The following is an 8,045-nucleotide window of genomic DNA, read 5'->3' as shown; positions in this document are numbered from 1 at the left end:
CCCGCGTGTGCCCGGCGGCTACCGCCGGTGCTGGGAGTCGGCGACCGTGACCTCGACGCGCTGGAACTCCTTCAGCTCGCTGTAGCCGGTGGTGGCCATGGCGCGGCGCAGGGCGCCGAAGAGGTTCATGGAGCCGTCGGGGGTGTGGGACGGGCCGGTGAGGATCTCCTGCAGCGTGCCGACCGTGCCGAGGTCGACCTTCTTGCCGCGCGGCAGCTCCTCGTTCACCGCCTCCATGCCCCAGTGGTGACCCCTGCCCGGGGAGTCGGTCGCGCGGGCGAGCGGGGAGCCCATCATCACCGCGTCGGCGCCGCAGGCGATCGCCTTGGGCAGGTCGCCGGACCAGCCGACACCGCCGTCCGCGATCACATGCACATAGCGGCCGCCGGACTCGTCCATGTAGTCACGCCGGGCCGCGGCCACATCGGCGACCGCGGTGGCCATCGGGACCTGGATGCCCAGCACATTGCGCGTGGTGTGCGCGGCGCCGCCGCCGAAGCCGACCAGGACACCGGCGGCACCCGTGCGCATCAGGTGCAGGGCCGCCGTGTAGGTGGCGCAGCCGCCGACGATCACCGGGACGTCGAGCTCGTAGATGAACTGCTTCAGGTTCAGCGGTTCGTGCGAGCTGGAGACGTGCTCCGCGGAGACCGTGGTGCCGCGGATGACGAAGATGTCCACGCCCGCGTCCACGACGGCCTTGGAGAACTGGGCGGTGCGCTGCGGGGAGAGCGCGGCGGCGGTGACCACGCCCGAGTCGCGCACCTCCTTGATGCGCTGCCCGATCAGCTCCTCCTTGATCGGTGCGGCGTAGATCTCCTGGAGGCGGCGGGTGGCGGAGTCGGCCGGCAGCTCGGCGATCTCGTCGAGCAGCGGCTGCGGGTCCTCGTAGCGGGTCCACAGGCCCTCGAGGTTCAGCACGCCGAGGCCGCCGAGCTCGCCGATGCGGATGGCCGTGTCCGGCGAGACCACGGAGTCCATGGGGGCAGCCAGGAAGGGCAGCTCGAAGCGGTAGGCGTCGATCTGCCAGGCGATCGAGACCTCCTTCGGGTCCCGCGTACGGCGGCTGGGGACGACGGCGATGTCGTCGAAGGCGTACGCCCTGCGGCCGCGCTTGCCGCGCCCGATCTCGATCTCAGTCACGTCTGTGGCCTTTCCCTGATGCGTTGCAGCGTCTTCCAGTATCGCCGACGCATGCGACAGGGGCGGCCCAGGTGTTCCCGGGGCCGCCCCTGCTCCGCGCCGCACAGCTTCGCCGGGCGCGCTTCAACGATGTCGCCGAGCTGCGCCTCACGGCATCTCGCCGACCGGCGCCGCACGGCTTCTCCCAGCCGCACCTCACCCGCGTACGGCGGCCGCACGGCCGGCCGCGCGGGCGGGGCTCACTTGCTGCTGTAGTTCGGCGCCTCGACCGTCATCTGGATGTCGTGCGGGTGGCTCTCCTTGAGCCCCGCCGAGGTGATCCGGACGAAGCGGCCCTTGGTCTGCATCTCGCCGATGGTGGCGGCGCCCACGTAGCCCATGGTCTGGCGGAGACCGCCGACCAGCTGGTGCAGCACATTGGCCAGCGGGCCGCGGTAGGGCACCTGGCCCTCGACGCCCTCGGGCACCAGCTTGTCGTCGGAGGAGACCTCCGCCTGGAAGTAGCGGTCCTTGGAGTACGACTTGCCCTGGCCGCGCGACTGCATGGCGCCGAGCGAGCCCATGCCGCGGTACGACTTGTACTGCTTGCCGTTGATGAACAGCAGCTCGCCGGGGGACTCCTCGCAGCCCGCGAGCAGGCTGCCCAGCATCACCGTGTCGGCACCGGCGGCGAGCGCCTTGCCGATGTCGCCGGAGTACTGCAGACCGCCGTCGCCGATCAGCGGGATGCCCGCCGGGCCGGCGGCGAGGGAGGCCTCGTAGATCGCGGTGACCTGCGGGACACCGATGCCGGCCACCACACGGGTGGTGCAGATGGAGCCGGGGCCCACACCCACCTTGATGCCGTCGACACCGGCGTCGATCAGCGCCTGCGCGCCCTCGCGGGTGGCGACGTTGCCGCCGATCACATCGACCGGCACGGCCGACTTGATCTTCGACATCCAGCTGAGCGCGTTGCTGTTGTGGCCGTGCGAGGTGTCGACCACCAGGAAGTCCACACCGGCCTCGGTGAGCGCCTGGGCGCGCTCCAGCGCCTCGGGGCTGGCGCCCACGGCGGCGCCGACGAGCAGCCGGCCCTCGGCGTCCTTGGCGGCGTTCGGGTACTTCTCCGCCTTGACGAAGTCCTTGACCGTGATCAGGCCCTTGAGGATGCCCTCGTCGTCGACGAGCGGAAGCTTCTCGATCTTGTGCCGGCGCAGCAGCTCCATGGCGTCCACACCGGAGATGCCGACCTTGCCGGTGACCAGCGGCATCGGGGTCATGACCTCGCGCACCTGGCGGCTGCGGTCGGTCTCGAAGGCCATGTCGCGGTTGGTCACGATGCCCAGCAGCTTGCCCGCCGGGTCGGTGACCGGGACGCCGCTGATGCGGAACTTGGCGCACAGCGCGTCGGCCTCGGCGAGCGTGGCCTCGGGGTGCACCGTGATGGGGTCGGTGACCATGCCGGACTCGGACCGCTTCACCAGGTCGACCTGGTTGACCTGGTCCTCGATGGACAGGTTGCGGTGCAGTACGCCGACGCCGCCCAGACGGGCCATAGCGATCGCCATACGTGCCTCGGTGACCTTGTCCATAGCGGCGGACAGGAGCGGGATGTTGACCCGGACATTGCGGGAGATTCGGGACGAGGTGTCGACCGCGTTGGGGAGCACCTCGGATGCGCCCGGCAGCAGCAGCACGTCGTCGTAGGTCAGCCCGAGAGTCGCGAATTTTTCGGGCACGCCGTCGACGTTGGCAGTCATGACACCTTCCCCAAATGGCCTTGATCGGTGCGGATGTCCATGCTAACGGGAAGCGGAGGTGTCTCATTCCACGGTTTCGCACGCCTCCGGCCTTCGTACGTTCCTACGGGAACCGTGATACGGAAACGCCCGCGCTCCGGTTCACTCGCCAAGCCGTGGCCGAGCGGCGGTGGTTACTGCTCCGCCAGCGCGCGCAGCCGGCTCAGCGCCCTGTGCTGCGCCACCCGGACCGCGCCGGGTGACATTCCCAACATCTGTCCAGTCTCCTCCGCCGTGAGACCGACCGCGATGCGCAGCAGCAGCAGCTCGCGCTGGTTCTCGGGCAGGTTGGCGAGGAGTTTCTTGGCCCACTCGGCGTCGCTGCTGAGCAGTGCGCGCTCCTCCGGCCCGAGGGAGTCGTCGGGACGTTCGGGCATCTCGTCCGAGGGCACGGCGGTGGAGCCGGGGTGACGCATCGCGGCGCGCTGCAGGTCGGCGACCTTGTGGGCGGCGATGGCGAAGACGAAGGCCTCGAAGGGGCGCCCGGTGTCCCGGTAGCGGGGCAGCGCGAGCAGCACCGCGACACAGACCTCCTGGGCGAGGTCCTCGACGAAGTGACGGGCGTCCCCGGGCAGCCGGGACAGCCGGGTACGGCAGTACCGCAGGGCCAGCGGGTGAACGTGGGCGAGCAGATCGTGCGTGGCCTGCTCATCGCCCTCGACGGCGCGATGGACGAGTGCACCGATCGCCCCCTGGGCAGTGCCCGCCTCGTCCTCGCGCATCGGTCCATGGTGCCTTGCGGACGCAGAGTCCGTGACACCACGTCGCTCGTTGTGCACCGAAGCGTTATGAGCAGGTGCGCCGGAACTCATCCCTTGCGCCCTCCCCTTCCGCTCGACCGACTCGTCCCCGAGGAACTCCACATCTCAAGGATGCGTCATCCGCGGCGAAACGAGCAGCGGGCCTCCGGCGATCGCCGCCGATGCCCTGGTGGGCGCGATGTGCGGCGCCTCCGGCACGGTGTGAACGGTCCGCCTCGGGACCTGTCGTCCGGATCGGCCCGGGCCCGGGGGCGCTGCAGCGGGTCCGCGCCGGCGCCCTGCCGGGTGCCCTTACGGGTGCCCCTCGGGGGTGGGAGCGCCGTCGCCGTTCGCGCGCCGCGCATGAGATGCACGATGCGTACGAGTCGCACGGCGCGTACGAGTCCGACGTCTCGCGCAACGTGGACAGCGGGTTCGGCTCGGACAGCTTGGACGATCCGCACGGCGCGTGCGGCGGGCCCGACGTGAGCGGTGCGCGCCAGGAGTACGAATTGCGCGGCGCGCAAGCCCCGCACGGGACGAGACCCGCGTGCGCCACATGCCTCGCGTACGGCACGCATAACCCGCGCCCGGCCCGCAGCCGCACGACCCACGGGAGAGGGCGACCGCACCCGTCCGCACCGGCGGCCGCCCCCGGCACCGCGCAGGCGAAGAACCCGGGCGGGGGCATCCACATGCCCCCGCTCGCCGGGAGCCGTCTCATTCGCAGCCGCTCCATGGGCCGCGCCGCAGCCGGTCCGATCCGAAGGACAGGTCCTAGCGCACCAGGCCCCACCGGAATCCGAGCGCCACGGCGTGCGCCCGGTCGGACGCGCCCAGCTTCTTGAACAGCCGCCGGGCATGCGTCTTGACCGTGTCCTCGGAGAGGAACAGCTCGCGGCCGATCTCCGCGTTGGAGCGGCCGTGGCTCATCCCCTCGAGGACCTGGATCTCGCGCGCGGTGAGCGTCGGCGCTGCGCCCATCTCGGCGGAGCGCAGCCGGCGCGGGGCGAGCCGCCAGGTCGGGTCGGCGAGGGCCTGCGTGACCGTGGCCCGCAGCTCGGCGCGGGAGGCGTCCTTGTGCAGATAGCCACGGGCACCGGCGGCCACGGCGAGGGCGACACCGTCGAGGTCCTCGGCGACCGTGAGCATGATGATGCGCGCGCCGGGGTCGGCGGACAGCAGTCGCCGGACGGTCTCGACGCCACCCAGGCCGGGCATGCGTACGTCCATCAGAATCAGGTCCGAGCGGTCGGCGCCCCAGCGGCGGAGGACTTCCTCGCCGTTGGCCGCCGTCGTCACGCGCTCGACGCCGGGCACGGTCGCGACCGCGCGGCGGAGCGCCTCTCGGGCAAGCGGGGAGTCGTCGCAGACGAGGACGGAAGTCATGGCCGCCCTCCGCAGCTGATGCGCGTCACCTTGAGCCTCCAGGCTGGTACGAAATCGTCACCTGTGCGGTCGACCGTCTCGGACGCCCGCCCGAGCGCTTGTTCTTTCAACCGCCTCGCACTCTCAACGACGGTCACTCGAAAGAGTTACGGGGCCGTCTGCCATCTTCGGCACTCTACGTGAGGGGGCGGACACGATGGAGATACGCGCGGGAGCCCCTCAAGCTTTCATCACAACCCATGCCCCATTCAGACCCTTTTCTTCCCGTTTCCAGGTGTCTGGAGCTAGATTCGCAATGAGTCATATTTTCATCTCCTTGGATCGTAGTTGTACGGTCGTGGACACCGGATCCGCCCAGAACGGCTACAAGGGGTCACGCAATGGCAGATTTCTCCCGCCTTCCCGGACCGAACGCGGACCTGTGGGACTGGCAGCTCCTGGCTGCGTGCCGCGGGGTGGACAGCTCGCTCTTCTTCCACCCGGAGGGCGAACGGGGTGCGGCACGCAGCGCTCGTGAGAACTCGGCCAAAGAGGTCTGCATGAGGTGCCCGGTGCGCGCCGAGTGCGCCGCACACGCGCTGGCGGTGCGCGAACCGTACGGCGTCTGGGGCGGCCTGACCGAGGACGAGCGCGAAGAGTTGATGGGCCGGGCGCGGAACCGGCTGGTGTCGGCCTCGGCGTCGACTGCCGGCGGGCACGCCGCCTCGAAATCCTGAAGGAACGTTTCTGCAACTCGGGCACGCCAGACGTGCCCTTGTTTTTTCGGTGGAGGTGACCACCAGGCGCAGCGCCCAGCGAGCCGATCTGCCGCGGCGAGCCGACTCATGAGGTGACCGTGACCGTGGCCGACGGATGACCGTGCGCCGGTGGGGCCGCCCCACTCCACGACACGGCCGCCGGACGGGCCCCGCCGAACCACCCAAGGCTGCCGAGCGCCACCGAACCACCCGGGCCTACCGGGCCCCGCCGAACCACCCAAGGCTGCCGAGCGCCACCGAACCACCCGGGCCTACCGGGCCCCGCCGAACCACCCAAGGCTGCCGAGCGCCACCGAACCACCCGGGCCTACCGGTCAGCCGCCCGAGCCAGCTGATCCAGCGTGGCCTTGACCGCCGGAACCTGGGCGAGGTCCGGGAGGGTCAGCGCGACGATCTCCCGCCGCACGGCGGGCTCCAGGGAGACCGTGCGGACACCTCTGGGCCGTACCGACTCCACCGCGAGCTGCGGCAGTACGGCGACACCGAGGCCGGCGCCGACCAGCCCGGCGACCGCCGGATAGTCGTCGGTCGCGAAGTCGATGCGCGGTGTGAAGCCGGCCGCCTCGCACACCTCGACCAGCTGCCCCCGGCAGCGCGGGCAGCCCGCGATCCACGGCTCTTCGGCGAGCTCCCCTATGGCGAGGGACGCCGCCCGTGCCAGCCGGTGCCGTTCCGGGAGGAGGCCGACGAGCCGGTCGGTGAGCAGCGGGCGCACCACGAGGTCGTCCCACTCCTCCGCCCCCGCCGACCCCTCGTAGCGGAAGGCGAGCGCCACGTCGCAGTCGCCCTCGCGCAGCATCTCCGCGGATCGCGGCGGTTCGGCCTCCTCCAGGGAGACCCGCGTGCCGGGATGCGCGTCGCGCAGTGCGGCGAGCGCCGTCGGTACGAGCGTGGAGCTGCCGCTGGGGAAGGAGACCAGCCGGACCCGGCCCGCCCGGAGCCCGGCGATGGCCGCCACCTCCTCCTCGGCGGCGCTGAGCCCGGCGAGGATGCCCGCGGCGTGCCGCACCAGTGCCTCACCGGCCTGGGTCAGCCGCATCTCGCGGCCGGTGCGGACGAGCAGCGGGGTGCCGACGGACGCCTCGAGCGCCTTCATCTGCTGGCTGACGGCGGGCTGGGTGCAGCCCAGCTCACGGGCCGCGGCGGAGAACGAACCGGTGGTGGCCACGGCGCGCAGCACACGGAGATGACGGGCTTCGATCACACCCTGAAGGATAAGCGCTCCTTTGATACAGCGCCGAATAATGCGTCGACGCTTTGGCATCGTGAGGCCTACCGTGCGGGCCATGAAGCTTCTGTCTGTGAATATCGGGCGCCCGAAGGCCGTGCCGTACACCGACCAGCCCGAGGGGCTGACCGGCATCGACAAGCGGCCGGTGGACGGGCCGGTGCGGGTGGCGGCGCCGGGGCCGAAGGGAGTGGGCGGCAGCGGTCTGGCCGGGGACGCGGTGTGCGAGACGCGGCACCACGGCGGCGACGACCAGGCCGTCTACGCCGTGGCCCGCGAGGACCTGGACGCATGGGAGCGGGAACTGGGCCGCCCGCTGGCGAACGGCGCGTTCGGCGAGAACCTCACCACCGAGGGGATCGACGTCTCCGGCGCCCTGATCGGTGAGCGCTGGGGCATCGGCGAGGAGGTCGTGCTGGAGGTCACCAGCGGCCGTATCCCCTGCCGCACCTTCCAGGGCCACATGGGCGAGCAGGGCTGGGTGAAGCGCTTCACCCAGCGGGGTGCGCCGGGCGCGTATCTGCGGGTGATCCGGCCCGGTGAGATACGGGCGGGCGACCCGGTGCGGATCGTGCACCGGCCCGATCACGAGGTGACGGTCGCGCTGCAGTTCCGGGCGGTGACGACGGAGCGGACGCTGCTGCCGCGCCTGCTCGCGGCGGGCGAGGCGCTCCATCCGGAGGCGCTGGCGGAGGCACGGCAGTGGACGGAGAAGTACGGGGTTTCGTCGGCCAGTTGACGATACGTAGGCACTACTTGTCGTCATTTCGGCGCTGCTTGATGTCGCGTCAGCCTGTGGCGAGGGTCGGGCGCCCCGAAGGGCTCCTAGGGGGAAACCCCGGCTCCCCGCCCGGGCCGGATCAGGGGCTGATCGGGGACGTTCCCCGATGTCCGGCAGGTCATGATCCACGACGCTCGGAGCATGACTCGCCGTATGTCCCACGACGCCGTGCCGGCCTGGGGAAACCCGACCGCTGCGGCCCCTCGCCCCTTCCGCTGGAAGCGC

7 protein-coding genes are annotated in these 8,045 nt (G+C 71.2%); 2 read left to right on the top strand and 5 right to left on the bottom strand.

What is annotated here, in order from left to right; translation table 11 throughout:
* Positions 1 to 18: 18 nt before the first annotated feature.
* The 4 genes from ABD207_RS18440 to ABD207_RS18425 all read right to left on the bottom strand — a co-directional run bounded on the left by ABD207_RS18440 (position 19) and on the right by ABD207_RS18425 (position 5,053).
* Positions 19 to 1,143 carry a GuaB3 family IMP dehydrogenase-related protein gene (locus tag ABD207_RS18440; protein WP_344014196.1) on the bottom strand — a complete coding sequence of 375 codons (1,125 nt, stop codon included), beginning with the start codon at positions 1,141 to 1,143 and terminating at the stop codon, positions 19 to 21.
* A gap of 239 nt (positions 1,144 to 1,382) precedes the next feature.
* Positions 1,383 to 2,885, bottom strand: coding sequence for an IMP dehydrogenase (gene guaB, locus ABD207_RS18435; protein ID WP_344014193.1), 1,503 nt, complete (start codon positions 2,883 to 2,885; stop codon positions 1,383 to 1,385).
* A 173-nt stretch (positions 2,886 to 3,058) separates the two neighbouring features.
* Positions 3,059 to 3,646 carry a sigma-70 family RNA polymerase sigma factor gene (locus ABD207_RS18430; protein ID WP_167993801.1) on the bottom strand — a complete coding sequence of 196 codons (588 nt, stop codon included), beginning with the start codon at positions 3,644 to 3,646 and terminating at the stop codon, positions 3,059 to 3,061.
* 795 nt (positions 3,647 to 4,441) lie between these two features.
* Positions 4,442 to 5,053 carry a response regulator transcription factor gene (locus tag ABD207_RS18425; protein WP_003948568.1) on the bottom strand — a complete coding sequence of 204 codons (612 nt, stop codon included), beginning with the start codon at positions 5,051 to 5,053 and terminating at the stop codon, positions 4,442 to 4,444.
* Between the two features lie 380 nt (positions 5,054 to 5,433).
* Between ABD207_RS18425 and ABD207_RS18420 the strand changes: the two genes are divergently transcribed.
* Entirely contained in the window at positions 5,434 to 5,769 is a 336-nt protein-coding gene (locus ABD207_RS18420) for a WhiB family transcriptional regulator (RefSeq protein ID WP_343997583.1), read from the top strand.
* Positions 5,770 to 6,118: 349 nt separating this feature from the next.
* Here the strand turns inward: ABD207_RS18420 and ABD207_RS18415 are convergent, their stop codons facing one another.
* Entirely contained in the window at positions 6,119 to 7,015 is an 897-nt protein-coding gene (locus tag ABD207_RS18415; protein WP_344014190.1) for a LysR family transcriptional regulator, read from the bottom strand.
* 82 nt (positions 7,016 to 7,097) lie between these two features.
* Between ABD207_RS18415 and ABD207_RS18410 the strand changes: the two genes are divergently transcribed.
* On the top strand, positions 7,098 to 7,778 hold the full coding sequence (locus tag ABD207_RS18410) for an MOSC domain-containing protein (RefSeq protein WP_344014188.1): 681 nt from the start codon (positions 7,098 to 7,100) through the stop codon (positions 7,776 to 7,778).
* The last annotated feature ends 267 nt before the right edge of the window (positions 7,779 to 8,045 follow it).

It is taken from the genome of Streptomyces thermospinosisporus (assembly GCF_039526425.1).
In the GTDB taxonomy this organism is placed as follows: domain Bacteria; phylum Actinomycetota; class Actinomycetes; order Streptomycetales; family Streptomycetaceae; genus Streptomyces; species Streptomyces thermocarboxydovorans.
Note: the sequence above shows the minus strand (reverse complement) of the source record. Positions and strands in the feature narration are given on the sequence as shown.

What these genes read in the sequence shown, in the direction of transcription:
- guaB (WP_344014193.1), bottom strand. Translation starts at nt 2,885, where the DNA reads ATGACTGCCAACGTCGACGGCGTGCCCGAAAAATTCGCGACTCTCGGG.
- ABD207_RS18430 (WP_167993801.1), bottom strand. Translation starts at nt 3,646, where the DNA reads ATGCGCGAGGACGAGGCGGGCACTGCCCAGGGGGCGATCGGTGCACTC.
- ABD207_RS18425 (WP_003948568.1), bottom strand. Translation starts at nt 5,053, where the DNA reads ATGACTTCCGTCCTCGTCTGCGACGACTCCCCGCTTGCCCGAGAGGCG.
- ABD207_RS18420 (WP_343997583.1), top strand. Translation starts at nt 5,434, where the DNA reads ATGGCAGATTTCTCCCGCCTTCCCGGACCGAACGCGGACCTGTGGGAC.
- ABD207_RS18410 (WP_344014188.1), top strand. Translation starts at nt 7,098, where the DNA reads ATGAAGCTTCTGTCTGTGAATATCGGGCGCCCGAAGGCCGTGCCGTAC.